Origin of the sequence: Kitasatospora sp. GP30 (genome assembly GCF_029892145.1) — a bacterium.
In the GTDB taxonomy this organism is placed as follows: Bacteria; Actinomycetota; Actinomycetes; order Streptomycetales; family Streptomycetaceae; genus Kitasatospora; species Kitasatospora acidiphila.
In genome coordinates, this window is the sequence record NZ_JARZAH010000024.1 from 48,418 (window position 1) to 74,535 (window position 26,118).

Annotated in this window: 20 protein-coding genes; 10 read left to right on the forward strand and 10 right to left on the reverse strand. The window is 71.0% G+C overall.

The annotated features are described in order from the left end of the window. Positions 1–43: 43 nt before the first annotated feature. The 3 genes from P3T35_RS27060 to P3T35_RS27070 all read right to left on the reverse strand — a co-directional run bounded on the left by P3T35_RS27060 (position 44) and on the right by P3T35_RS27070 (position 3,769). Positions 44–1,075, reverse strand: coding sequence for an ABC transporter permease (locus P3T35_RS27060; protein WP_101378365.1), 1,032 nt, complete (start codon positions 1,073–1,075; stop codon positions 44–46). Beyond that, positions 1,059–2,645 carry a sugar ABC transporter ATP-binding protein gene (locus P3T35_RS27065; RefSeq protein WP_101378366.1) on the reverse strand — a complete coding sequence of 529 codons (1,587 nt, stop codon included), beginning with the start codon at positions 2,643–2,645 and terminating at the stop codon, positions 1,059–1,061. The genes P3T35_RS27060 and P3T35_RS27065 overlap by 17 nt, the downstream gene beginning before the upstream one ends. Positions 2,646–2,725: 80 nt before the next feature. Further along, positions 2,726–3,769 carry a sugar ABC transporter substrate-binding protein gene (locus tag P3T35_RS27070; RefSeq protein ID WP_101378367.1) on the reverse strand — a complete coding sequence of 348 codons (1,044 nt, stop codon included), beginning with the start codon at positions 3,767–3,769 and terminating at the stop codon, positions 2,726–2,728. Between the two features lie 434 nt (positions 3,770–4,203). Between P3T35_RS27070 and P3T35_RS27075 the strand changes: the two genes are divergently transcribed. From P3T35_RS27075 to P3T35_RS27100, 6 genes are read left to right on the forward strand one after another with little or no spacing between them, the layout of a single operon-like run. Then, complete coding sequence (locus P3T35_RS27075; RefSeq protein WP_101378368.1) at positions 4,204–5,055, forward strand: fumarylacetoacetate hydrolase family protein; 852 nt, start codon at positions 4,204–4,206, stop codon at positions 5,053–5,055. Positions 5,056–5,066: 11 nt separating this feature from the next. Further along, entirely contained in the window at positions 5,067–6,407 is a 1,341-nt protein-coding gene (locus P3T35_RS27080) for an L-fuconate dehydratase (RefSeq protein ID WP_101378369.1), read from the forward strand. After that, positions 6,404–7,162, forward strand: coding sequence for an SDR family oxidoreductase (locus P3T35_RS27085; protein ID WP_101378370.1), 759 nt, complete (start codon positions 6,404–6,406; stop codon positions 7,160–7,162). The genes P3T35_RS27080 and P3T35_RS27085 overlap by 4 nt, the downstream gene beginning before the upstream one ends. A 5-nt stretch (positions 7,163–7,167) precedes the next feature. After that, positions 7,168–8,175: an aldo/keto reductase gene (locus P3T35_RS27090; protein ID WP_101384740.1), complete on the forward strand. Its 1,008-nt coding sequence runs from the start codon at positions 7,168–7,170 to the stop codon at positions 8,173–8,175. Further along, positions 8,172–8,483 (forward strand): L-rhamnose mutarotase, encoded by a 312-nt coding sequence (locus P3T35_RS27095; protein WP_101378371.1) that lies wholly within the window; start codon positions 8,172–8,174, stop codon positions 8,481–8,483. Before P3T35_RS27090 ends, P3T35_RS27095 begins: the two co-directional genes overlap by 4 nt. Then, complete coding sequence (locus P3T35_RS27100) at positions 8,480–9,340, forward strand: amidohydrolase family protein (RefSeq protein WP_101378372.1); 861 nt, start codon at positions 8,480–8,482, stop codon at positions 9,338–9,340. Before P3T35_RS27095 ends, P3T35_RS27100 begins: the two co-directional genes overlap by 4 nt. 42 nt (positions 9,341–9,382) lie before the next feature. On the opposite strand, the gene P3T35_RS27105 is transcribed toward P3T35_RS27100, so the two are convergent. Together P3T35_RS27105 and P3T35_RS27110 are read right to left on the reverse strand one after the other, a co-directional pair. After that, the gene (locus P3T35_RS27105; RefSeq protein ID WP_101378373.1) at positions 9,383–10,114 is read right to left on the reverse strand and encodes a FadR/GntR family transcriptional regulator; all 732 of its coding nucleotides are present in this window, start codon (positions 10,112–10,114) and stop codon (positions 9,383–9,385) included. Positions 10,115–10,362: 248 nt separating this feature from the next. Further along, a complete protein-coding gene (locus P3T35_RS27110; RefSeq protein ID WP_143676684.1) occupies positions 10,363–13,164 on the reverse strand; it encodes an RICIN domain-containing protein in 2,802 nt (933 codons plus the stop codon). Between the two features lie 325 nt (positions 13,165–13,489). Between P3T35_RS27110 and P3T35_RS27115 the strand changes: the two genes are divergently transcribed. Continuing rightward, on the forward strand, positions 13,490–14,005 hold the full coding sequence (locus P3T35_RS27115) for a GNAT family N-acetyltransferase (protein WP_101378375.1): 516 nt from the start codon (positions 13,490–13,492) through the stop codon (positions 14,003–14,005). Positions 14,006–14,289: 284 nt separating this feature from the next. Here P3T35_RS27115 and P3T35_RS27120 read toward each other — a convergent pair whose 3' ends face one another. Beyond that, positions 14,290–16,398 carry a tetratricopeptide repeat protein gene (locus P3T35_RS27120; protein WP_143676685.1) on the reverse strand — a complete coding sequence of 703 codons (2,109 nt, stop codon included), beginning with the start codon at positions 16,396–16,398 and terminating at the stop codon, positions 14,290–14,292. Positions 16,399–16,658: 260 nt separating this feature from the next. Beyond that, positions 16,659–17,075 carry a hypothetical protein gene (locus P3T35_RS27125; protein WP_101378377.1) on the reverse strand — a complete coding sequence of 139 codons (417 nt, stop codon included), beginning with the start codon at positions 17,073–17,075 and terminating at the stop codon, positions 16,659–16,661. A 205-nt stretch (positions 17,076–17,280) separates the two neighbouring features. Here P3T35_RS27125 and P3T35_RS27130 point away from each other — a divergent pair, with 205 nt between their 5' ends. Beyond that, positions 17,281–18,936 (forward strand): phospholipase D-like domain-containing protein, encoded by a 1,656-nt coding sequence (locus tag P3T35_RS27130; RefSeq protein ID WP_101378378.1) that lies wholly within the window; start codon positions 17,281–17,283, stop codon positions 18,934–18,936. A gap of 191 nt (positions 18,937–19,127) precedes the next feature. After that, on the forward strand, positions 19,128–20,156 hold the full coding sequence (locus P3T35_RS27135) for a hypothetical protein (protein ID WP_101378379.1): 1,029 nt from the start codon (positions 19,128–19,130) through the stop codon (positions 20,154–20,156). An 8-nt stretch (positions 20,157–20,164) separates the two neighbouring features. Here the strand turns inward: P3T35_RS27135 and P3T35_RS27140 are convergent, their stop codons facing one another. Then, positions 20,165–22,006 carry a DnaJ C-terminal domain-containing protein gene (locus tag P3T35_RS27140; protein ID WP_101378380.1) on the reverse strand — a complete coding sequence of 614 codons (1,842 nt, stop codon included), beginning with the start codon at positions 22,004–22,006 and terminating at the stop codon, positions 20,165–20,167. Further along, on the reverse strand, positions 21,999–22,319 hold the full coding sequence (locus P3T35_RS27145) for a hypothetical protein (RefSeq protein ID WP_101378381.1): 321 nt from the start codon (positions 22,317–22,319) through the stop codon (positions 21,999–22,001). Before P3T35_RS27145 ends, P3T35_RS27140 begins: the two co-directional genes overlap by 8 nt. Before the next feature lie 200 nt (positions 22,320–22,519). Between P3T35_RS27145 and P3T35_RS27150 the strand changes: the two genes are divergently transcribed. Beyond that, complete coding sequence (locus P3T35_RS27150) at positions 22,520–22,831, forward strand: hypothetical protein (RefSeq protein ID WP_101378382.1); 312 nt, start codon at positions 22,520–22,522, stop codon at positions 22,829–22,831. Positions 22,832–22,967: 136 nt separating this feature from the next. Here the strand turns inward: P3T35_RS27150 and P3T35_RS27155 are convergent, their stop codons facing one another. After that, on the reverse strand, positions 22,968–25,655 hold the full coding sequence (locus P3T35_RS27155) for an FHA domain-containing protein (RefSeq protein ID WP_280708104.1): 2,688 nt from the start codon (positions 25,653–25,655) through the stop codon (positions 22,968–22,970). Positions 25,656–26,118 lie beyond the last annotated feature (463 nt).

Genomic DNA, 26,118 nt, shown 5'->3' on the forward strand with positions numbered 1-26,118 from the left:
AAGTGGCCCGCACGCCCCGGTGGCTGTCAGGCCGGCAGGTCCGTCACTCCTGCTGCTCACCGGAGGCGAAGCGGGAGATGATCAGGGCGACGATGATGATCGCGCCGTTGAGGAACTGGTTCCACAGCGGCGGCACGCCGGCGAGCGTCATGACGTTGACCACGAGCTGGAGGGTCAGCACGCCGGTGAGGGCGCCGAAGAGGGTGCCGCGTCCGCCGTTGAGGCTGACGCCGCCGATGACCGTGGCGGCGAAGACCTGGAAGATCCAGCCGTTGCCCTGGTCGGCGGAGATGGAGCCGTAGTGGCCGGTGTAGAGGATGCCGGCGAATGCGGCGAGCAGGCTGCCGAGGATCAGGACGATCCAGGTGATCCGGTCGACGCGGATGCCGGCCGCACGGGCGGCCTCGGCGTTGCCGCCGATCGCGTACAGGGCGCGGCCGTGGCGCAGCCAGGCGAGGGCGCAGCCGCCGATCAGGAAGAGGAGGGCGCAGGTCCAGATGGCGGCCGGGGCGCCGAGCCAGCTGGTGCGGCCGAGGTAGGTGAAGGATCCGGGCACGTTGACGATGGACTGCCCTTGGGAGATGGCGACCTGCAGGCCACGCAGCAGGGTGAGGGCGCCGAGGGTGACGATGAAGCCGTTGAGGCGCAGTTTGAGGATGAGGAAGCCGTTGACGGCTCCGATGAGGGCGCCGATCAGCAGGCAGAGTGGGATGGCGGCCCAACTGGGGAAGAGTCCGATGCCGTTGAACCGGGCTCCGTGGTCGGGCAGGACGAGCCAGACGGCGATGACCGGGGCGACGCCGATGGTGGACTCCAGGGAGAGGTCCATCTTGCCGGTGATGAGGATCAGGGCCTCGGCGAGCACGAGCAGGCTCAGCTCGGTGGCTTGCTGTCCGACGCCGAGGAGGTTGTCCGAGGTGAGGAAGGCGGGCGAGACCGCGAAGCCGATGATCCCGAGGACGAGCAGGACCGGGAGGAGGGAGAGGTCGCGGTAGCGGGCGAGGTCGAAGCTGCGACCCGCGGGGGCGGGGACGGCGGGTGCGGTGTGCTCGCGGGTCTCAGTGCTGGGTGACATGGCTTTCCTTGGTGGTGGTCGGGCCGGTGGTGGTCGGGCCGGCCATGCCCTCCATGGCTGCGACCAGTTGTTCGTCGCTCCAGCCGTGGGCGAACTCGGCGACGACCCGGCCCTGGAACATGGCCACGACCCGGTCGCAGGCCCGCAGGTCGTCGAGTTCGTCGGACACGATCAGGGCGGTCTTCCCGTCGTCGGCGACGCCGCGGATGGTGCCGAGCAGGGATTCCTTGGACTTGATGTCGACGCCGTTGGTCGGCCGGATGGCGACCAGGACCTGCGGCTCGGTGGCCAGCGCGCGGGCGATGACGACCTTCTGCTGGTTGCCGCCGGAGAGGGCGGAGACGGGGGTGGCTGGTCCGGGCGTCTTGATGTCGAGAGCGCTGATCATGCGCTGCGCGAAGGCCCGGGTGCGCGAGGGAAGGACGGTTCCGCACGGTCCGAGCTGGTCGGTGACGGTGAGGGTGGCGTTCTCGGCGACGCTGCGCTGCGGGACCAGGCCCTGGATGTGACGGTCCTCGGGGACGAACCCGATGCCGGCGGCGAGCGCGGCGGGGACCCGGCCGGTGCGCACCGGGCGGCCGGCGACGGTGACCGTTCCGTGCTGCGGGCGGTGCAGGCCCGCGAGGGACTCGCCGAGCTGCACGTTGCCGCTGGCGGCGGCCCCGGCGAGGCCGACGACCTCTCCGGCCTGTGCCGTGAGGGTGAAGTCCTGGTAGGCGCCGGCCAGGGTCAGTCCTGCGACGTCGAGCAGGGTATCGCCCCCGGTGCGCGCCTCGCTTCGGACGGTCCAGCCGGGTTCGGTGCCGCGTCCTCGCTCGCCGGTCATCGCCTCCACCAGGGCCTGCCGGCCGAGTTCGGCGACCGGGGCGGTGACGATGTGCCGGGCGTCGCGGTAGACGGTGACGGTGGCGCAGAGGTCGTAGACCTCCTGCAGGTGGTGCGAGATGAACAGGAAGGCGACGCCCTGCTGTTGGAGCAAGCGCAGCTTGTCGAACAGTCGCTCGATGCCGCGGGCGTCGAGCTTCGCGGTGGGCTCGTCGAGGATGATGAAGCGGGCGCCGAACGACAGGGCCCGCGCGATCTCGACGAACTGGCGCTGTTCGACGGTCAGTTCCTCGGCGCGTGCGGTCGGGTCGACGTCCACGCCGTAGTCGGCGAGGAGCTCCGCGGCGCGGCTGCGCAGCTGCTTCCAGTTGATCGGGCGGAATGCGCCGCCGCCCTGGCGGTCCGAGCTGTGTCTGTTCAAGAAGAGATTCTCGGCGACGGTCAGCGCGGGGATGATGGTCGAGCGCTGGTAGACACAGGCGACCCTGGAGCGCCAGGCTTCGGTGTCACCGGGGGCCGGGGCCGACTCGCCGTTGAAGCGCAGCGTACCTGCGTCGGGGCTCTGCAGGCCGGTGAGGATCGAGACGAGGGTGGACTTGCCCGCGCCGTTGCGGCCGACCAGGGCGTGCGATTCGCCGGGAGCCACCGAGATGCGGGCGTCGCTGAGCGCGACCGTGGCCCCGAAGCGCTTGCTGATTCCGTCGGCCTCGACGACGGGGCCCCGGGTGGGGCTGGGGTCCGCCATGGTGGCGTGTCCTTTCCGCGGGGTTCCGTGAGCGGCGGTCCTGCCGGAGCTCTGCCGCTGCTCACGGCTGGTCATGGGGACTACTTGCTGACGTTGTTGCCCCAGAGGGCCTTGTCGTCGACGTTGTCCTTGGTGACCAGCGGCGCGGGGAGCTGGTCCTCCAGGCCGTTCGGCAGCTGGATGATGGTCGACTGGTGGTCGGTGGGGCCGGGCTGGAAGGTCTTGCCCTCGGCCGCCGCCTCGGCGTAGAAGAGCGCGTACTTCGCGTAGAGGTCGGCGGGCTGCGAGACGGTGGCATCGATCTCGCCCTTGCGGATGGCGTCGAACTCGGCCGGGATGCCGTCGTTGGAGATGATGGCGATGTGGCCGGGCTGTCCCGCGGGCTTGAGCAGGCCCTTCTGCTGGAGCAGGGCGAGGGTCGGCTGCAGGAAGACGCCGCCAGCCTGCATGTAGATGCCGTTCAGATCCGGATTGGCGGCCAGGGTGGACTGGAGCTTGGCGGAGGCGACGTCGCCCTTCCAGTCGGTGGCCAGCTCGATGACCTGGATGCCGGGGAACTCGCTCTTCATGCAAGCGGCGAACGCCTCGGAGCGCTCGCGCCCGTTGATGGAGTCGAGCGCGCCCTGGAGCTCCGCGACCTTGCCCTTGCCGCCCAGTTGCTTGCCCAGGAACTCACAGGCCTTGGTGCCGTACGCCTTGTTGTCGGCACGCACGACCATGTAGACGTTCCCCTTGTCGGGGCGGGTGTCGACGCTGACCACCGGGATCTTCTTCGCCGACAGCGCGTCCAGTGTGGAGGCGATCGCGCCGGTGTCCTGAGGGGCCATCACGATCGCCTTGGCGCCGGTGTTCTCGAAGACCTGGACGTTGGCGACCAGCTTGGTCACGTCGTTGTTCGAGTTGCTCACCGGCAGCGCGTTGAGGCCCTGGGAGGAGACGTCCTGCTTGACGTACTGCGCATAGGAGTTCCAGAAGTCGGAGTCCGCACGGGGCAGGTCGATGCCGATCGCGGGCTTGCCGCCCGCGGAGCCGGACCCGCCGGAGCGGTTGCACGCTGTGGCGAACCCCGCGAGGACGACCGCTGCGGCCGCTGCGGCCGCGATTCTCGAGGAGCGAGGCTTCATGGTGCTATCTCCTTGGCTGGTATGGCCGGTGCCCTGCGGAGGCGGTGGGGGGTGGGTACGGCACGCTGGGACGAGGCGTCTGGCCGGTTCCGACGAGGCGGCCCGGGACATGGTGGAGCCCGTGGAACAGCCGTGGTGAAGCCACAATCATCGGAGCAGTTGCGGCACGAGGACCATACGAGCTGCAAAACCAGGCTGACAAGAGAAGACCTCGGATGATTCCCAACTGTGACTTTTTGGTCTCAAAACCACTCCACGGCAGTCAACTTGGCCACATCAGCTGCGCCGCCAGGGCAACGACAGGGCGGTAACAGCAAACATCGGATGACTACCTTGCGGTTTGCCATGGCCGCTCGTATGGTCATCGCACTGCACATTCATCCGATGTGTCGGCCGTCGAGGGCGTTCGCCTTCCAGCCGACGGGAGGTCAGCCATGAAGCTACTGCGGATCGGAGCGCCCGGAGCGGAGACTCCGGCGGTCCGCACCGACGACGGTCAGACGTTCGACCTCTCGGGCCTGACCGGCGACATCGACGGAGAGTTCTTCGCGGCCGGCGGCATCGGCAAGGTCCAGGCGGCGCTGGCCGAGGGCTCGCTGCCCCTCCTGGAGACGTCCGGCCTGCGCATCGGCGCTCCCGTCGCCCGTCCGGGCAAGGTGGTGTGCGTCGGCCTCAACTACCGTGACCACGCCGAGGAGACCGGTGCCGCCGTGCCCGAGCGGCCGGTGGTCTTCATGAAGGACCCCGCCACCGTGTCGGGGCCGTACGACCGGGTGCCGATCCCGCGCCGCTCGGTGAAGACGGACTGGGAGGTCGAGCTCGCCGCGGTCATCGGCCGCAAGGCCCGCTACCTGGCCGACCCGTCCGAGGCCGCCGCCCACATCGCCGGCTACGCGATCAGCAACGACGTCTCGGAGCGGGAGTTCCAGCTCGAGTACTCCGCACAGTGGGACCTCGGCAAGTCGTGCGAGGGGTTCAATCCGCTGGGCCCCTGGCTGGTGACCGCGGACGAGGTCGGGGACCCCCGGACGCTGCGTCTGCACCTCGCCGTCAATGGCAAGGTGCGGCAGGACGGCGACACCAAGAACATGATCTTCGATGTGGCCTACCTGGTCTGGTACTTGAGTCAGTACATGGTGCTGTACCCCGGCGACGTCATCAACACCGGCACTCCGGCCGGTGTGGCCCTCGGCCTGCCCGGCAACCCGTACCTGCGGTCAGGCGATGTCGTCGAGCTGTCGATCGACGGCCTCGGCTCCCAGCGTCAGACCTTCGTGAGCGCGTGAAAGGCACCCCATTGTCCGCAACCACGGCGCGGATCACCGCCGTTGACACCTACGACATCCGCTTCCCGACCTCGCGGGAGCTGGACGGCTCCGACGCGATGAACCCCGACCCGGACTACTCCGCCGCCTACGTGATCCTGCGCACCTCGTCGGACGGCCCCGAGGGCCACGGCTTCACCTTCACCATCGGCCGCGGCAACGACGTCCAGGTCGCCGCCATCGACGCGCTGCGCGACCACATCCTCGGCCGCCCCGTCGCCGAGCTGTGCGACGACCCCGGCTCGCTCTCCCGCGCCCTGATCGGCGACAGCCAACTGCGCTGGCTCGGACCGGAGAAGGGCGTGATGCACATGGCGATCGGCGCCGTGATCAACGCCGTCTGGGACCTGGCGGCCAAGCGCGAGGGCAAGCCGTTGTGGCAGCTCCTCGCCGACGCCGACCCCGCATGGCTGGTGGGCCAGATCGACTTCCGCTACATCAGCGACGCCCTGACCCCCGACGAGGCGCTCGACCTTCTCCGCAACGGCAAGGAGGGCGCCGCCGACCGCGCCGCCGAGCTGCTGCGGCGCGGCTACCCGGCGTACACCACCTCCCCCGGCTGGCTCGGCTACTCCGACGAGAAGCTCACCCGCCTCGCCAGACAGGCAGTCGCGGACGGCTTCACCCAGATCAAGCTCAAGGTGGGAGCCGACCTCGAGGACGACATCCGCCGCTGCCGTGCCGCGCGAGCGGCCGTCGGCCCGGACATCCGCGTGGCGATCGACGCCAACCAGCGCTGGAACGTCGCCGAGGCGATCGAATGGACGAAGGCGCTGGCGGAGTTCGACCCGTACTGGATCGAGGAGCCCACCAGCCCGGACGACGTCCTCGGCCACGCCACCGTCCGACGCGGCGTCCACCCCGTCAAAGTCGCCACCGGCGAACACGTGCAGAACCGCATCGTCTTCAAGCAGCTGCTCCAGGCCGACGCCATCGACATCCTCCAGCTGGACTCGGCCCGGGTCGCCGGTGTCAACGAGAACCTCGCCATCCTGCTGCTCGCCGCCAAGTTCGGCGTCCCGGTCTGCCCGCACGCGGGCGGCGTCGGCCTGTGCGAGCTGGTCCAACACCTGTCGATGTTCGACTACGTCGCCCTGTCCGGAACCACCGAGGACCGCGTCATCGAATTCGTCGACCACCTCCACCAGCACTTCCTCGACCCGGTGGTGATGGACAACGGCCACTACCAGGTGCCCAGTCGGCCCGGCTTCTCCGCCACCATGCACCAGGCCACCATCGACACCTACACCTACCCCGGCGGCTCGTTCTGGGCGGCCGACCTGGCGACCGACACGACGGAGGCACACGCGTGACGACCGATCTCGACGGGCTCACCGCCCTGGTCACCGGAGGCGCCTCCGGCATCGGCCTGGCCACCGCCCACCTGCTCAGCGAGCGCGGTGCCCAGGTCGCCGTCCTCGACCTCGACCCGAGCGGCGCCCTTCCCCCGCTGCGCCGCTTCAACGCCGACGTCTGCGACGACCGCGCCGTCCGCGCAGCCGTCCAAGGGGCGGCAGAGGCACTCGGCGGAATCGACATCCTGGTCAACAACGCCGGCATCGGTGCCGCCGGTACGGTCGAGGACAACCCGGACGAGCAGTGGCACCGCGTCCTGGACGTCAACGTCCTCGGAATCGTCCGCACCACCCGGGCCGCCCTGCCGTACCTGCGCGACTCCGCGTCCGCCTCGGTGATCAACACCTGCTCGATCGCCGCCACCGCGGGCCTGCCGCAGCGCGCGCTGTACTCAGCCAGCAAGGGCGCCGTCCTCTCGCTGACCCTGGCCATGGCCGCCGACCACGTCCGCGAGGGCATCCGCGTGAACTGCGTCAACCCCGGTACGGTGGACACCCCGTGGGTCGGGCGCCTGCTCGACGCCGCCGCGGACCCGGCTGCCGAGCGTGCCGCGCTGGGCGCCCGCCAGCCCACCGGGCGCCTGGTCACCGCCCAGGAGGTGGCCGCCGCCATCGCCTACCTCGCCTCCCCCGCCTCCGGATCGGTCACGGGCACCGCGCTCGCCGTCGACGGCGGCATGGCCGGCCTGCGACTGCGCCCGGCCGAACGGTGAACACCATGGACGCGCCCCGGGTCAGGCTCGGCCGCAGCACGGTGACCACCACCCGTCTGGCCCTGGGCGGCGCGGCACTCGGCAACCTCTTCTCCCCGATCGGCGATGCCGCGGCCACCGCCGCCGTCGACGCCGCCTGGCAGGCCGGCCTCCGCTCCTTCGACACCGCGCCGCACTACGGCCTGGGCCTGTCCGAGCGCCGACTCGGCGCCGCGCTGCGCGGGCGGCCGCGCGCCGAGTACAGCATCTCCACCAAGGTCGGACGGATCCTCGAACCGCTCCCCCACCCGGCCGGCGACGACCTGGCGAACGGCTTCGCCGTCCCGGCGACCCATCGGCGACGCTGGGACTTCACCGCCGACGGCGTACGGCGCAGCCTGGAGGAGAGCCTGACCCGCCTCGGGCTCGACCGCGTCGACGTGGTGTACCTGCACGACCCGGACGACCACCTCGCGCAGGCCCTGAACGAGGCCTACCCCGCCCTGGAGCGGCTGCGTTCGGAGGGGCTGGTCGGGGCGATCGGCGCGGGCATGAACCACTCGGCGCCGCTCGCCCGCTTCGCACGGGAGACCGACGTGGACGTGGTGCTGCTGGCCGGCCGTTACACGCTCCTTGACCAGTCGGCGCTGACCGACCTGCTGCCGGCGGCTGCCGCGCGCGGGGTGTCGGTGGTCGTGGGCGGGGTGTTCAACTCCGGCCTGCTCGCCGATCCGGGGCCCGGAGCGACGTTCGACTACGCGCAGGCGCCGCCGCCGCTGCTGGCCCGTGCGTTGGAGCTGCAGCAGGTGTGCGAGCGACACGGCGTACCGCTGCGCGCCGCCGCGGTGCGCTTCGCCTTCGGGCACCCGGCGGTGGCCGGCGTCCTGGTCGGGGCGCGCAGCGCCGGGGAGATCACCGACGCAACCGAGCAGTTGGCCGCGCCGATCCCCGCCGCGCTGTGGGAGGAGCTGCGCGCCAGCGGCCTGCTGCCCGCAGGCGTCCCCGTCCCCGAAGCCCGCGGGGAGGCAGCATGAGAGTCGCTCTGCACACCCGCATCAGGCCCGACCGGGTCAAGGAGTACGAGAGCGCGCACCGGGCCGTGCCGGACGAGCTGACTTCCGCCATCCGCGCCGCCGGGGTCAGCACCTGGACGATCTGGCGCAGCGGGTGCGAGCTGTTCCACCTGCTGGAATGCGAGGACTACGGGCGGCTGCTCGCCGAACTGGAGCACCTGCCGGTCAACATCGCGTGGCAGGCCCGGATGGCCGACCTGCTCGACGTCGTGCACGACTACTCCGCGGACGGGGCCGGGGCCGGGTTGCCGGTGGTGTGGCAGCTGTGAGCGGACTTCCGATCGTCGACGCGCACCATCACGTCTGGGACCTGACGGTCCGGGACCAGCCGTGGATCAGCGGCGCGGCACTCGCCCCGCTGCGCCGCTCCTTCTGCCTGGACGACCTGCGCCCTGCCGCCGAGGCAGCCGGCGTGACCGCCACCGTGCTGGTGCAGACCATCACGGTCGCCGAGGAGACGCCGGAGTTCCTCGCCTTGGCCGACGGTGACCCACTGGTCGCCGGCGTGGTCGGCTGGACCGACCTGACGGCACCGGATGTCGCCGACGCCCTCGCCCGACTGCGCGAACTCCCCGGCGGGGACCGGCTGGTGGGCATCCGCCACCAGGTGCAGGAGGAGCCCGACCGCAACTGGCTGCTGCGTCCCGACGTCCGCCGGGGCCTGCTGGCGGTGGCCGGGGCCGGCCTCGTGTACGACCTTGTCGTCAAGCCGCACCAGCTTCCGGCGGCGATCGGCGCGGCCGCCGGCCTGGCCGGGCTCACCTTCGTCCTCGACCACCTCGGCAAGCCGCCGATCGCCTCGGGAGAGCTCGAGCCGTGGGCCGATCGGGTCCGCCGTCTGGCGGCTCTGCCCAACACGGTCGCCAAATTCTCCGGGCTGCTCACCGAGGCCGCGCCCGGGGCAGGTGTCGACGACCTGCGGCCGTATGTCGACGTGGCCATGGAGGCGTTCGGACCGCACCGGCTGATGTTCGGCTCGGACTGGCCGGTGAGCACCCTGGCCGCCGACTACGGGCAGACGGTCGACGCCACCAAGGAGCTGCTCCGGCTCGCCCGGCTCAGCACCAGCGAGCAGGCCGCTGTCCTCTCCGGAACCGCGACCGGGGTGTACGGGCTCGGTCGATAGCGCAGGCTTCGGGGGCGGCACCCGAGCAGCAGCCCGCGAAGGTCAGGCGGAGGGGCCGGTGCCAACGGGTTCGGGCGGCCCCGGTGACAGGACCGCACCCGAACCCAGCACCTCGCGCAGCCACTCCTCCACCCCGGCGACGTGCACCGTGGTCCAGGCGTGCGCCAGGTCGGGCCGGTGGGCGGCGATGGCGTCCAGGATGGCCCGGTGCTGCTCCCGGGTCCGCTGCACCGAGCCTTCCTCCGTGACGCCGCGCCAGATCCTCGCGCGGGTGGTGGGGCCCGAGAGCCCGTCCACCAGCGAGCACAGCACCTGGTTGCCCGAGCCGGCAGCGATCAGCCGGTGGAACTCGAGGTCGTTGGCGATCAGTTCTTCCAGCGTGGCGTCATCGCCCAACCGGTCGAGGACGGAACGGAGTTCCGCGATCGCCTCGTCCGACATCACCCGTGCGGCCATCGCCGCGGCGGCCGGCTCCAGGATGCGGCGCACCTCCAGGAACTGCAGCACGGTGTCGTCCTGGTGGAAGTCGACCACGAAGGCCAGCGCGTCCAGCAGCAGGTCCGGCTCCAGGCTGGTCACGTAGGTGCCGTCGCCCTGCCGCACGTCCAGGACCCGGATCAGCGACAGCGCCTTGACCGCCTCCCGAAGCGAGTTGCGGGACAGGCCCAGCCTGGCCGCGAGGTCGGCTTCCTTCGGCAGGCGCGAACCCGGGCTCAGCTCGCCGCTGACGATCATCGCCTTGATCTTGTCGATCGCCTCATCGGTGACTGGCACACGCCCCGCCTCTCATGGCAGCCGAACATCGGAGCTCTCCATGATAGGCGGGTCGACCTGTCGTCCCGAGGGGGCCGATGACCGCGATCGGCACCCTTCGCCCGGCCGTTTCCCTCCGGATCATCGGATGGCTGGTGGCGTCCCATCGGACGGTCGTTCCGGGGGAAGTCGCGCTGTCGCACGGACAGGCGCCCGGGTCGCCCGCCGTGGGGGTGGCGGGCGACCCGGGCCGTCGGTCGGGTGAGCGATCAGGGCAGGTGCCAGATCTGGTTGGCGGAGGCGGTGCAGTCCCAGAGGATGAGCTGGGTACCCGCCGGCCCGGAACCGGCGTCGTCCAGGCACCTGCCGGACTGCGGGTTCTTCAGTGTGCCGTCGGTCTGAGGCTGCCAGACCTGGTTGCCGCCGCCGTCGCAGTCCCACAGCTCGATCTTGGTGCCGTCAGCCGTACCACCGCCGGTGCTGTCCATGCACTTGCCCATGGTGCGCAGGGTGCCATCGCTGGAGACGGTCCACTGCTGGTTCGCGGCGCCGGTGGTGCTGCAGCCCCAGACGATGATCGGGTTGCCGTTGGTGGTGGAGGCGCCGGAGTCGTCCGCGCAGAGCCCGTTGACCCCGGTGATCCGGCCGGCGTGGTCAAGGCCGATCTGGACCTTGCCCAGGTGGCTGACCGCCGTGGCCGGGGTGCCGGTCACCTGACCGAACGTCATGCCCGAGACGGGAGCGGAGACCTGCTGGACCAGGTAGGACTTCCCGGCCGTGGTGGGGATGGAGAACTGGCCCGCGGTGGTCGGGCCGACCACGACCGTCGACTCGTCGGTGCCGTCGACGACCTCGATGCTCTGGCCCGGCCACGGGTTGCGCATGGTGATGCTGCTGGTGGAGCCGGCGTGGATGCCCACCGTGCCGATGACGCCGCTGTGGACCTGGACCGAGACGGTGCTCCCGCCGTGGATGTACTGGGTGCCATCCGCGTCCCAGCCCGCGGGCAGCGCGGGGGCGATCCGCAGCAGGCCGTCGTAGTCCTGGACCAGCGACTCGTTGACGGCGAGCGCGACGTTGGCGGCCTGCTCGATGTAGGGCTCGGTGCCGCCGGACTGGCCCCACAGATTCGCCATGCCGTCGGGGTAGGTCTGGTACTGCTGGGTCAGCGCGGTCAGATCGGAGGCGACCTGCGAACCGAGGCCCAGACGGGCGGCGTCCACCGCGTCGAAGCTCCAGTCGTTCGCGTGGACGTTGACCCGGCTGTCGTAGGTGCGCTGCGCCAGGGAGAGCAGCGGCGAGTTGTCACCGACCAGGCCGTAGGGCCAGACGGCGTCGAGGTCGTCGTTCTCGGAGTTGTGGACGGTCGCGGTGGGCTGGGAGGACTGGCCGAGCACGTCGGTGCCGGAGGCGTCGGCGGAGGCGGTGAGGTTCTGCTGGTGGGTGGCGGCGTCGGTGCGCGGGTAATCGGGGATCTGCCCGATCGCCGTCTGCAGCCGGGAGACCAGCGACCTGTCGGTGTTCAGGGTCTGGGCGGCGGCGATGGTGGCGGGGAACAGCGCCTTCATCGCGTCGATCATGTTGACCGGATCCTGCACGTTCCACTGGTTCTCATGGGCGTTGGCGACCGCGTGGCGCTTGCCGTCGCTTCCGACGGTGGTGTAGCCGAGCAGGAACTCGCTCGCCTGCTGCATCAGCGGGTAGTTCGCGGTCAGGAAGCTCCGGTCGTTGGTGGTGAGGTACTGCTGCCAGACCCACAGGGCGACCTCGGCGCCGGAGGAGACGGTCCGGCCGTTCCATGTGCTCAGGGCTTGGTCACAGGAGGTGTCACCGAACGGGTTGCCGTCGTTCTGGAAGCCGTTGCCGTTGAAGCGCATCGTCTCCGGCACGCAGATGCCCGGCAGGCTGCTGCCCATGTAAGTCCTGGTCCACGCTTGGATGTTGGCCAGGTTCGAGGTGTAGAGGTCGAACACGCCGGAGTTGAGCGAGGACGCGCCGGCGCCGATGTTCGCGGCGACCTGGCCGCGCAGGTTCCAGAACCAGTACGCGGCCGGGTACCAGTTCTGGGTGTCCTGGGAGAAGTTGAACAGGTCGCCGACGCCGGCCTGGGAACCCGGGAGCGGGCCGCGGGATTCCTCGGCGGTGGTGAAGTAGTAGAGGGTCCGCAGCTTCTCCAGGTAGTTGGCGGTGCCGTCGGCCGAGGAGAGCTTCACCAGGCCGAGGTTGGCCCAGTAGGTGTGCCACCAGGACAGGTGCCCGGCCTGCAATGCGCCGGCGGTTGCCGACGCATCGGTGCCCAGCACGGTGGCGGCGGTCGAGGCGGCGTCGCCGCCGGTCCACTGCGGGCTGCCGACCAGGACGCGGAAGCTGCCGTCGGCGTTGGGGGTGAAGTCGACCTTGACGGTCTGCGGGTCGGCGACCGTCGCGGTGACGTTGCGTCCGCCGGCGGTCAGCGCGGCCAGCGAGCCGAACGTCCGGCCCGAGCCGGTGGTCGCGGTGTTGTCCACCCAGGTCTCGGCGAGCGTCGCGACGCTGCCGGAGGCCGCGGCGGTGGGCGTGCGCCCGGACCAGAGGTTGACCGTCGCCGACTGCGTCGAGTTCGGGTCCGCACCGGTCACGTCCACGACCAGTTCGTCCTTGTCGGCGCGGACGTAGACCGTCGCGGTCATGCCGCCGCCGGACTCGCGCAGCATGCCGTCGTACGGGTCCACGGTGGCCGAGAAGTCGGAGGCGCCGGTGATCCGCGACAAGCCGGGAATCTGCAGCCAGCCGGGAGACTTGCGGCCGGGCAGGGTGTCGGCGCGGTTCAGCTGGGCGGTGAAGCCGCCCGCGGCCCAGACCGCGGCGCCGAGGGTGCCGTTGCCGAGCGGCATCGACTGGCTCGCCGCCGTGTTCGGGCTGCCCAGGACGATGTCGGCCTCACGGACCAGGTTGGGGGTGTCAACGGAGAAAGCGCCGTTGGACCAGGCCGTCGTCGAGGCCACTGCGGTCGCCGAGGCGGGCGCCAGCGCTACTGCCGCGCTGGCGAGCGCCAGGGCGACAACGGCCCTTGCTATGCGTGCACTTCGCATCGTTGCGGTCCTTCTGTGGGTGGGAACCCGGCCGGGGTGGGCAGACCGACTGCTCGCGTGTCACAGCGGAAGCGCCTACGACCGGCGGGGGATGCCGATCTGCAATCCGCCGGGCTGCGGCACGCAGGACCTTACAAGTCCGACTCCTCAGCCGACAAGAGGAAGGATCGGATGAATTTTACTGGGACGCCGACCGTCATGAGGCCGTCGAAGTCCACCCCGGCAGCTCAACAGCCAAGTCATTCCCTACGAGTAGAGCACTTGAAGGCTTCTTCGGCCTTTCTCGCACCCATGGACGCCAGCCAAGCGCACAGCAACACATCGGATGTCTAGAAGCAGAATATCCGCCTACGCGATCAGGAGCGGAGCGCTCCCTTCATCACCCGCCCCGTACCCGGAGCTCGGCGAGCGAGAGGCAGTTCGTCCCGGCGGCGAGCCTCCTTGGGCATCTGTTGATTTTTCAACTACAGTTCTCTTGCGGCCCCCACCCGGGACCCACCCCGAGGCAGGACAGACGCGCTCAGCGGAGGAACCAATGGAGCAGATCGTCAGCGACAACGCCGAGAAGTCCCGGTTCGAGATCCACGACGACGGGGAACTCGCCGGCTTCGCCGAGTACCACCGCTTCGGCGAGGAGATCGCCTTCATCCACACCGAGATCGACCCCCGGTTCGAAGGCCGCGGGCTGGGCAGCCGACTGGCGCGTGCCGCGCTGGACGCGGCACGCGAGCAGGGGCTTGCCGTCCTGCCCTACTGTCCTTTCATCCGCGGCTGGATCACCAAGCACCCCGAGTACGCCGACCTGATCCCCACCTCCCACCGCGCCCGCTTCGGCCTGTGAACCACCGCCCGGCGGCGCACCGCTGCCCCCAGAGGCCGGCCACCGTCGGATCGGCGTCCGCCGGGCTCGCCATGCAGTGGTCCGGCAGGACGGTGCCATCGTCGGGCAGGGCGACCACCCCCAGCTGACCGCCGCCGGCGGCGCCCATGCGCGGCTGCGCGGGGCCCCCATCGGACCGGATGGGCGTGGCGGCACCCTGATGGTCCGTCGCCTGGCGGCGTGACGGCTGCCGGCGCGCAACTCCCGGGCTACGGCAGCTCGAAGGCGCCGGGAGGCCTCCCGCGTCAGCGCCTGCCCCGCCCGCGGCGGAACAGGCCGAGCAGGCGGCGTAGCGGTCGGCGGGAATCAGCCAGGGACAGTCGGGCGGCGATGAGGTTGATCTCGCTGGTGACGGCCTCATCGCTGCGGCGGCCCAGGGTTTTCACGGATGCGTCGAAGTTGGCTTCGTACAGCTGGACGGCGCGGCTCAGGTCGCCCGCCCGATAGCACGCGCCCGCCAGGTAGCCGCGAGCGATGATCGTCTGGTGGTCCGCTTCCCCCAGTGTCTGCTCGTAGTCGGTGAGCGCCGTGTCGAGCAGTTGGACGGTTTGCAGGACATCTCCCGCCTCCTCGTAGCACAAGGCAAGAAGCATGCGGCTGATCAGGGTGCTCGGGTGGGCGGCGCCGGCCGCCTCTTCGCGGCGCGCGACGTTGATGTGCAGCAGCGCTATCGCTTGCCGGGGATCGCCGGCCTGCTGGTGGACGACCGCCAGGTTGTCACGGCTGGTCAGGGTGGCCCAATGGGTGGCGCCGAGCGAGTGTTCGCACCCGGCAAGTGTCCTCTCGAAGAACTCCCTCGCAGCCGAGAGGTTCCCAGCCTGAAGGTATGCGCTGGCCAGATACTGACAGCTGCCCAACGTGTCCATGTGGAACTCGCCGAGCAGCATGATGCGTTGCGTGAGGTTGATCTCGAACATCTCGATCGCTGTGCGGATCCTCCCGGCGAACTGGTAGGCAAGGGCGAGGTCGGCCCAGGAGAACAGGGTGTAGGTGTCCGCCGGACCGAGCACCTCCATGCACTGTTCGAGCGCGGTCTCCAGCAGTGGGACGGCGCGCTGGAGGTCGCCCGCGTCGCGGTACACGGTGCCGATGTTGCGGCGGTTGACCACGGTCGCCGGATCCATGGGGCCGAGTAGGCTCTCACGCAGCCGGAGGTTCTCTTCGAGCAGGGCGGTGGCACGGGGCAGATCCGTGGATCTACAGCTGACCGCGACCGCGTCACGGCTGGCGATCGTGTCGGCGTGGGCGGTGCCGAGCACCAACTCGCGATGAGCGAGGACTGCTTGGTGCAGCGGCAGGGCACGGCCGCCCTCGCCCTGCTGGTTCAGGTGCTCGGCGGCGTCCGTGTACAGCTGGATCTGGACGGCGGAGTGGCTACCCGGGGGCGTCGCGGCGGCAAGTGCGAAGACGTGCGGCAGGAGAACCCGTAACTGCGCGTCCTGCGGGTCGTGCTGGCGGCCTTCTGGGTACACCGCGTGCACCAGCACCTGTTCAGCCGTACCCCGCCCCCGGGGATCGGTGCGAAGCACCATCTGGACCAAGCGGTGCACGGTCACGGCCGCCCCGTCGAACGCGACCATGCTGTAGGCGTTCAGCAGGCCCAACGCGCCCTCCAGGTCCATGGAGTGCGTGGTGAGCGGGGCCAGCAGGGTGCTGGGGAAGCCATTGGGGTCGAGCCAGGCCAGGGTGTGCAGGACGGTGACGGCCAGTTCGCTGCGGTCGGCGATGGCCTGGAACGTCACGTCCCAGATGCGGGCAATGGTCCGCTGCGGGTCTGAACCCTCTGCGGCTTGATCCAGCCTCAGGCCGAGGCTGTCGCGGTAGCCGGCGACGGCGCCGCCGCTGTGGCGAAGATAGGCGCCTGCCTGCTCCAGGGCCAGCGGCAGGTAGCCGAGGTCGGCGGCGAGAGCTTCCGCGTCATGACGTTGCCGATCGGTGGGCGCCTGTCCTTCGAAGGCCCGGCCGCACAGCAGGTCGGCGGCGGCCTGTGGGGCGAGGAGGCCCAACGTCAGGCTGGGAGCGACGTTGTGCCAGCCGGCGGCTTTGCGGCTGGTGGCCAGGTGGTGTCCGCCGGTCAGCGCCCCGAGATAGCCGAGCAGGTGGTGCGGCTCCTCGACGTTGTCGTAGATCAGCAGCCAGCCGGGGTGCCACTGGAGCCAGCTGGTGGCCCATATCGTGCGTTGGTCGGGCCGTGTGGTGGTCGCCAGCGTCGGGTGGAGGTGAACGGCCAGGTCTGCCAGGGCCGCGTCGATGCGACTTGGCGAGGTGGCATTGATCCACCACACCACGGTGTAGTCGTTCCGGTAGGTGTGGGCGTAGTGCAATGCGAGCGTCGACTTGCCGACCCCGCCCATCCCGTGCACCGCCTGCCGCGGCGTGACGGCGGCCCCGCGCTGCCCGGTGAGCAGTTCCCGCAGCCGTCTCAGTTCCTCGGAGCGCCCGACGACCCGGTCAGGAGGGGGACCGGGCAGGTTCCCGGCGCCCGGTGGGGCCGGGACGTCCCGCGCGGACCGGATCTCCGGAAGGTTCAGCACCGTCACGGAGGAGTCGTCGCCGGTGATGGCCAAGCCGATGTGCCCGTTGGCGGCGAGGGAGCGCTGTCCCGATGCGCTGGTCACTTCTCGACGTGGCTGTTGTCACCGGTGATGGCGGTGCCGATGGATCCGCCGGCGGCGACGGATCTCTCCCCGGATGCGGTGACGTCGCCCCTTGGGGCGGGCATCGCCGCCATCACCTCCCGCAGTAACGCGGCGTCATCCCTCAGCGCGCGCCGGATCTGCTGGCGCAGCGCGCCGGCGGCGTCCGCGTTGCCGGGCTCGTCGGCCGCCTTGCGCACTGCCGTTTCAAGCTCCGCTTGGCCCTGCGCGTCGCGGCGGTGCCAGACAGCGCGCAGGAGCCGTCGCCCCACGTTGGCGGTGGCGTCCGCGGCCGCGTTCTCGGCCCGGGTCAGCACCGCGCTCCCGTACGCTCCCAACGCGGCGGTGACGTAGGGACCTGCCTGCTCCACCACTTGCACGATCTCGGCGCTCATGCCGTGCCTCCCCCACCGGATGACACCAACCAGATGACACCACCCTAATACGCCACTTGCCGGGGTGGTGAGGTCACTCCTGCTGCGAACGTTCCAAGGAGGACTGACGCGCTCTTGACGGAGATCCGATGGAGTCTCAGGTTACTTTCAGGTAGCTTTCAGTTTCGATCAGTTGAACAGCCATCAAACTCCCTGAAGGAACCCTGTGCTCCGTCAGCAGCCCCACCGCCTGGGCCGCGCCGCGTCCGTCGCCCTGGCCACCGCCGTCCTCGCCGCCGTCCCGGCCGCCCCCGCCTTCGCCAACTCCCCTGCCGCGCCCGGCCCGCAGGGCACCGTCCAGGCCGACGCCCCGACCCCGCACCTGGACGCCGTCGAGCAGACGCTGCGTCAGCTCTCCCCCAGCTTGGAGGGCACCGTCTGGCAGCGCACCGCCGGCAACGCCCTTGACGCGCCCGCGGGCGACCCGGCCGGCTGGCTGCTCCAGACGCCCGGCTGCTGGGGCGACCCGGCCTGCACCGACCGGCCCGGCACCCAGCAGTTGCTGGCCCGGATGACCAGCACGATCGCCTCCGCCACCCGCACCGTCGACATATCCTCGCTCGCACCGTTCCCGAACGGCGGCTTCGAGGACGCCATCGTGGCCGGCCTCAAGTCGGCCGTGGGAGGAGGCAACAAGCTGCAGGTGCGGATCCTGGTCGGCGCGGCCCCGCTCTACAACATCACCGCGCTGCCCACCCGGTACCGCGATGAACTGGTGAGCAAGCTCGGCGACGCGGCCGGCAGCATCACCCTCACCGTCGCCTCGATGACCACCGCCAAGACGGCGTTCTCCTGGAACCACTCCAAGTTGCTGGTGGTGGACGGGCAGCGGGTGATCACCGGCGGCATCAACGGCTGGAAGGACGACTACCTCGACACCACCCACCCGGTCTCCGACGTCGACCTCGCACTGAGCGGCCCGGCAGCCGGCACGGCCGGCCGCTACCTGGACACCCTGTGGGACTGGACCTGCCGCAACACCGGCCTGCTCTCCGCCGCCTGGTTCGCCGCCTCCAACGGCGCCTCCTGCGACCCGACGCTGGAGCACGACGCCAACCCGGCGCCCGCCGCCGCGACCGGCAGCACCCCGGTCATCGCGATCGGCGGCCTCGGCGTCGGCATCCGGAACGCGGACCCGGCCTCGACGGCCCCGTTCAACGCCGCCACCGCCCCGGACGTCAGCTGCGGCCCGATCGGCGTGCACGACTACACCAACGCCGACCGCGACTACGCGACCGTCAACCCGGAGGAGAGCGCGCTGCGCACCCTGGTCGCGAGCGCCACCAGCCACATCGAGATCTCCCAGCAGGACCTGAACGGCACCTGCCCGCCGATGCCGCGCTACGACGTCGCGCTGTACGACACCCTGGCGGCCAAGCTCGCGGCCGGCGTCAAGGTGCGGATCGTGGTCAGCGACCCCGCCAACCGCGGCCTGGTCGGCAGCGGCGGCTACTCGCAGATCAAGTCACTCAACGAGGTCAGCGACACCCTGCTGAACCACCTGGCCGCCCTGACCGGCAGCAGCCAGAGCGCGCACACCGCGATGTGCCAGAACCTGCAGCTCGCCACCTTCCGCGCCGCCGCCACCCCGACCTGGGCCGACGGCCACCCGTACGCACTGCACCACAAGCTGGTCTCGGTCGACGGCTCGGCCTTCTACACCGGCTCCAAGAACCTCTACCCGGCCTACCTCCAGGACTTCGGCTACATCGTCGAAGACCCCACCGCCGCAAGCCAGTTGGACGCCAACCTGCTCACCCCTGAGTGGCAGTACTCGCAGGCTGCGGCGACCTTCGACTACACCCGCGGCGTGTGCGGCTGAGCACTTCCCCGAGCACGGCCCTCGCGCCCTCGGGCCGGTCGATGGACGGACGTCACGACCACAGCTCCGCAACCTCCTGCCGCAGCGCCTCACATGCCTTACGCTCGGAGAGGCGCCGCGCCACGCTGCGGCGGGAGGGCCTGATCGATATGACAACTCCGGGGGAACAACCGGCGTTTGCGGCAGGTGGCGTGCCTGCGTGGCCGTGGGCCGCGCCCGGCTGGGTGGTCGCGCCGCCTGCGCCGAAGCCGGGGACGGTACCGCTGCGCCCGCTGGATCTGGGGGACATCGTCAGCGGGGTGCTCGCCACCGTCCGACGCTATCCGGGCTCCCTCTACTACCCGTTGCTGGTCGTGGCGCTCGGCTGCGCCGGGTTGTTCAGCGGTTGTGCCGGCCTCGCCTACGCCGAGGTCGGTCCGCTGCCGGCGTCGCACCGGATGACCGACCATCAACTGGTCGGTCTGACAGTGGCATCGGCCGTGCTCGTCGTGCTCTTCATGCTCTTGGCCGTCATCGCCTCGGCCATCACCTCGGCGGTCGGCACCGTCGTCGTGGGCCACGCGGTGCTGGGCCACCCGCTGACGGCCCGGCAGGCCTGGAGCCGGGCCCGAGGCCATGTCTGGCGGGTGGTCGGCGTCCAACTCCTGGCCGCCATCGCAGCCCTCGGGATCCTGGTCGGCTCCTTGCTCCCGAGCGTCCTGCTCTACTTCGTCGCCAGTCCCATCGCAGCCGCCTACGGTCTGCTGCTGCTGGTCCCCGGCCTGGGCGGCGCCGTCTACGTAGGGGTGCGGCTGGTTCTCGCGGTGCCGGTGCTGGTGTTGGAGGAGCAGCGCCCGGTCGCCGCGCTCCGGCGCGCCTGGCAGCTCAACCGCGGTGCCTGGTGGCGCAGTCTGGGCATCCCGTACCTGGTCAGGATGATCGGCGATCTGGCCGTTCGGGTGGCGATGACCGTACTGGCGATGGCGGTGTCCCGGTTGCTGGCCTCCGATTCCCTGGACGGCGCGCAGGCCGGTCTTTCCATCTGGCTGTCCGAGGCCGGCTTCACGATGCTGGTCCTGGTCGTCTGCCTGGCCGTCGCCCTCCTCATGGCGGTCCGGGCGCCGCTGGCTCCCCTGAGCTACGGGCTGCTGTACCTCGACCGGCGGCTGCGGCTGGAGGACCTCGGTCCCACCCTGGCCGCCGCCGCGGGCACCGGAAGGACGTTCGGGCACGGCTGGTGAGCCGCGGCTCACCGCCCGGCCTGACGGGAGTTGATGAGCAGGCTGGGGCAGTGTCGGCGCATCGCGTCGGTGACGGACTCGGGTTGCCGGCGCAGGTCGGAGAGCATGATGACCGGCACGACCAGCGGGCTCGGCTGGCCGCTCGACAGCTGCTGCTTGCGGCGCAGCATGACGGTCACCCAGGGATGCCCCGGCGCGCTGGGCCAGACGCCCGCGATGTCCGGCCAGGGGAGGTATCCGAACCGGACGTACTCGATGCCGTCGTCGGTGATCCGCAGCGGCGGCTTCCGGCGGAGGTAGGTCCGGCGGGCGTAGTGGAAGAGTAGGCCGCCGGTCATGGGTCCCAGAAGGCTGCCCCAATGGCCGACGGGTAGTGGCGGAAGCAGGACTGGGAGCGCGATGAGCGCCACGACCAGTCCGACGCCGAGCAGCACCAGCCACCAGGTGACCAGCAGTCTGCTCACGGACGGGCGGAAGACCGTGACCGGGCCGGTGGGCTCGGGAGGCAACGGGCGCATCGCGGTGGGTCGTTGGGTGCGCAGCTCGGCGTCGGCCTGCGCGTCGCATGGCGCTGCCTCGGTGACAACGACGAGGAGGTCACCGCGTCCGTCCGCCTGGTCGACGCCGTGGTGCGGCACGGTGACGACGGTGCCGTACGGGGTGTCCGGCGGGATCTGGACGGCGACCCACTCGTCGGTGGGCGCCCGCAGCGAGACGGTGGTGCCGTACAGCCGCTCGGTATGACTGATCGGCAGCTCGACCGTGAGGTGGTCGTCGCAGCGGCCGAAGACCGGGTCGGGCTGGACGTGGACCGTCACCAGCAGATCGCCGGCCGGGCCGTTGCCGGGGCCGGCGAAGCCCTGCCCGGCCAGGCGGATGCGCCGGCCATCGGCGACACCACGCGGCAGCACGGTGTCGACCGTGCGGTGCTGCGGCCCGCAGCCGCTCCCCTGGCAGCTGTCGCACGGCTGGGCGCCGATCCGTCCGGTGCCGTCGCAGCCGTCGCAGCGGGTCGGGACCCGGAGCAGGACGGGAGTGTCGCGCAAGGACTCCCGGAAGGTGACGGTGGTGTCGGCGGTGAGGTCACGGCCGCGCAGGCCGACCGCGCTGTTCCGGGCGATCACGAAGTCGCCGGCCTGATCGCCGGCGCGGGAGCCCGGCTCGGGTTTGCCGTCCCGGAGCAGCCGCTCGGCGACCACCTGGAAGAGCGGGCCCAGCCGGATGCCCTCGCCCTCACCGGGGATCCCGCGCTCGACCGCGTCGATCAGGTACTTGGTCAGATAGGTCTGCGGGGTGGCCGCCTCGCTCTCCAGCTGGTGCCACGCCTGGACGTGCGGGCCACTGGCCATGATCAGGTAGAAGCCCTTGGCGGCGGGCAGTGTCGGGCCGGCCGAGAGCCGGCCGCCCGTCTCGGCGGCGAGGCCGGCGAAGCAGCAGTCGAGAACGGCGATCTTGGTCTTCGCGCGGCTGATCTGCAAGGCGTTGCGGACCTGTTCGAAGGTCAGGCTCGTGGTGTTGCGGAACCGGGCCTCCGTGCTGGAGTCCCCCAGAGCCAGGCAGAGCTGGTCGTTGAAGTCGTACTGGCCGTGGCCGACGAAGTAGAAGAGGGCGACATCGGTCGCGTCGGCGAACTCCTTGACCAGCTGGTGCGGCAGGGCGCCCAGGGACGGCCGGTTGGGGAACGCCGTGATCCGGTCTTCGGGCCAGTTGCACAGCGGTCCCGTGAGCATCGTCCTGAAGCGGTCGAAGCTGTTCTCGGCGGCCGGTACGCACAGGAGTTCGGCGTAGTCCCAGGCCCCGATCAGCACGGCCCGGGAGTTGGCGAACTCGCCATCGAGAGCGTCAGCCATTCAGCGCCTTGTCGACGAGCCGCAGCGCGTCCTCCGCGTTGCTGGCGTTGACCTCGACCTCAAGGTCTTCCCGCTTGATCGTGACCGTGACGTCCGTGCGGCGGGAGCGGATGAACTCGGGGATCGTGCCGACGGCGGCCGCCAGCACACCCCCGCTGGCGGCCGCCACCTGCAGGAAGTCCCAGACGCCCAGCTCACCTTGAACCGGTGCGCCCGCCTGCTGCACCACCTCCAGGCCCGGCATCCGAACCAGCAGGGTGCGCAGGGCCCGCAGCTCGGCCGGGTCCGACACCCGCAGCTCGATGGTGACCATGCCGTGCTCCCCCGGATGCCGTGTACGCGATGACAGGAGAAAGCAGTACCACAACGCGCCGACGGCGGAAACCCTTCGTACGTAGGCTTATTGAGGCTCCAGCGATCCTGGGCACGCGCCGTCACGCCGGCGGGGTCGCGGCGGTAGGGTCGGCCCGGTGCCACCCGCCGGGGAAGAGGTTCGCAGCGAGGAGTCGGCCAGTGTCGGTGTACGGGATCATCAGCGTCTACCGCGCCGTGGAGTACGAGTACTCGGCAGGCAGTTACAAGGTGCTGATCGACGGCGTGGTCGCGGGCACGGTCCGCATCGGCCGCACCGTGGAGCTCCCGGTCACTCCCGGGAGCCACCAGGTGCGACTTGCCCAAGGCCTGGTCGCCAGTCTCCCGCTGGTCCTCGATGTCGAGCCCGGCGGCCGCCACCACCTGCTGGCGCGGAGCAACGGCAGCTGGCCGGGCTCGCTCCGCCCGAAGCGCGCTCTCAAGCTCACCACACTCTCCGCGCCGGGCGCTTGACGATCGGCCCGGCCGCTCCGTGTTGGCCCGCCCACGAAGCCCGGCGCGGCACGGGCCTCGATGCGGTCGCCGCCGCCCTCGGCCTCGACGAGGACGGCGCGCGCCGCGTGCCGGCCCGCTTCGGCCGCCGGGGCCCTTACAGCTGAGACCCGGCCGAGCCGCCATCACCCCGGTTCCGTGGTGGCATACCCGGAAGCCCAGCCCGGCGCATGACCGTCGATCCGGCTGCCTCTTCGGGCGTTCCCGGCCCGGCTTGCGACCTTCCGGGCCGGGCGGGAAAGCGCCTCCTGGCCCGGCGCATGACCGCCGGCTCGGTGCGCCGCAGCAGCCAGTAGACCAGCAGGCCGTAGGCCAAGCTGAGCACCAGCAGCATCCCGGTACTCAGCCACCAGGCCCCCGCGCTGTGCCGGAACAGCGGATCGGCGGCCAGGCTGTTGCCGGGCGCGATGGCCCGCAGATCGACGGTGGCTGCCATCGCCGCCATCGCCCAGCGGGACGGCACCAACCAGGAGAGCTGTTCGAGTCCCGGCACCCCGTGCAGGCGCAGCTGGGTGCCGGTGAAGACGACCTGCACGATGGCCAGCAGCACCAGCAGCGGCATGGTGGCCTCCTCCTTGCCGACCAGCGCGGAGACCAGCAGGCCCAGCATCATTCCGGCGAAGGAGAGCAATGCCATCACGATGACGATCTCGGCGAGCGGCGGCATCAGGACCCCGCTGCCGCCCTGGGGTTTGAGCCGCACTCCGGCCAACGCGACCATGGTGAGCACCACGGCCTGAACCACCGTGACCGTGCCGAGCACCACCACCTTCGAGCAGAGGTAGGCCGATCGGGAGAGCCCGACGGCGCGCTCCCGCCGGTAGATCACCCGCTCCTTGACCAGCTCGCGGACCGCGTTGGCGGCGCCGGTGAGCACCCCGCCGACGCAGAGGATCAGGAGCGCGCTGAACGCACTGCTCTGGGTGAGTTTGCCGCCGGCCAACGCCCGGGCCAGCACGCCCATCACGAACGGCAGCGCGATCATGATCACCACGAAGGTGCGGTCGGCGGCCAGCGCGGCGGTGTAGCGGCGCACCAGGGTGCCCAACTGACGGTCCCAGCGCTGCGGTTGCGGGGGTGGCATGGCTGGTACGACGGGACGCGCCCGGCGTCGCGCGGGCAGCGTGGACCTCAGGCTGCGCTGCCCGGGCGGTACAGACGGCACGCTGGGCTGCTCGGCCGGCCCTGCCGGCGCCACCCCGACCGGCCCGGACGGCGGCACCCCGCCGTCCTCGGCCGACCCCGACGGCTCCGCCCCGGCCGGCGCCGACGGCGGCAGTTCGGCCGGCCCGGACGGCACGGCCGAGGCTTCGGGCCGCTCCATGGGCGCGATGTACCGGCGGTACGCGGGCGAAGCGCGGTACTCGTCCTCCCAGTCGCGGTCCTCCTGGGTCTCGAAGTTCTCGAACGCCTCCGGCCACTGCGAGCAGCCGAAGTACTCCAGGGCGTCGCCGGGCGGTCCGTAGTAGGCGGTGCGACCGCCCGGGGCGAGCATCAGCAGACGGTCGCAGAGGTCGAGGCTCAGCACGCTGTGCGTCACCACGACGACGGTGCGGCCGTCGTCCGCCAGGGCCCGCAGCATCTGCATCACCGAGCGGTCCATGCCCGGGTCCAGCCCGGAGGTCGGCTCGTCCAGGAAGAGCAGCGACGGCTTGGTGAGCAGTTCCAAGGCCACGCTCACCCGTTTGCGCTGGCCGCCGGAGAGGCTGGAGACCACCAGGTCGGCCCGCTTGTCCAGGCCCAGTTCGGCGATCACCTCGTCGACCCGGGCGGTCCGCTCGGCCGCCCCGGTGTCGCCGGGGAACCGCAGCTCGGCGGCGTAGCCGAGGGCGCGCCGAACGGTCAGCTGGGTGTGCAGGATGTCGTCCTGCGGCACCAGCCCGATCCGGTGGCGCAGTTCGGCGTAGTCGCGGTAGAGGTCACGACCGTCGTAGCGCACCGTGCCGCCGTCGGCGGGGCGCAGCCCGGTGAGCGCGTTCAGCAGGGTGGACTTGCCCGAGCCGCTCGGTCCGGTGACCGCCAGCAGGCAGTCCTGGCCGACCGGGAAGCTGATCCCGTCGAGCAGCCGGCGGTCATCGTCGACCGTGACCACCAGGTCGGCCACATCGAGGGTGATGTCGCCGGTGTCGACGAACTCCTGGAGTTCGCCGTCGACCAGGCAGAACTCGGAGTGGCCGATGCCCAGCAGGTCCCTCGGGCCGATCACGGCCTGCATCACCGGTTGACCGTTGAGGTAGGTGCCGTTGTGGCTGTGCAGGTCGGTGATCGCGTACCGGCCGTCGCCGGTGGTGTGCAGTTCGGCGTGGTGGCGGGAGACCTCGAGGTCGGTCAGGACCAGGTCGTTGTCGGGTGCGCGACCGATCCGCAGGGTGCGGGCGACCAGCGGATGGATGCTGGTGGGCGGCCGGTAGGAGCCGGTGATGGCGGTCAGTGCGGTGGGGCGCGGGACGGCAGGCTGCTGTGCGGGTGCCACGGTGAGCTCCACCTCGGGGCCGTCGCCCGGGCTGCCGAACCGGATGACGCTGTCGGCGCCCAGATCGAGGCGCGAGATCCGGCGGCCCTCGGACCAGGTGCCGTTGGCGCTGCCCAGATCGTCCAGCATCCAGTGTCCGTCGCCGAGGTGCAGCACCGCGTGATGCCATGACACCCGGGGGTCACTGAGCGGGATCTCGCTGACCGGGTCGCGGCCGACGTGGTAGGAGCGGCTCGGGGTGAGGACCCGCGAGCCGCCGGCGCTCGTCAGTACCAGGTCCGGCGCGATGGGCGCGACCTGTCGCTCTCCCATGTCTTCGACCATAAACCCTCCGGCACACCGGGGCTTCCAGTGCTCAAGTGGAAGGCTGCGGGGCCTGGTGCTGCCAGACGTGGGCCGGGGGCAACGGCACCGCGGCCCTCGCCGTCTTAAGAACCCAGCGGGCCCGCCGGGCTCGCCGTCGTGCTCGACACCCGGCTGAGCTCCACCAACCCGATCGCCGCCAAGGCCGCCGCCGCCCTGCACGCCACCGAGGCCGCCGCGGCGACTTGAGCAGGGTAGCGGCGTGGCGGGGCGGTACGGATCGGCTGATCCGTACCGCCCTTTCCGCATCGGCTGCGGGCGCGTAGGGATCGGGGCTTGCCACCGGCCGGCCCCTTGCCGGAGAACTCCCAGACGGTGCTGTCGGATGCACCGTCGGGGGACAGACAGCCAGCGGCCGGTTCCGTCGAAGGCAAGCCGGGTGATCGCCGCGCCGCAGGTGCGTGGCACGGGA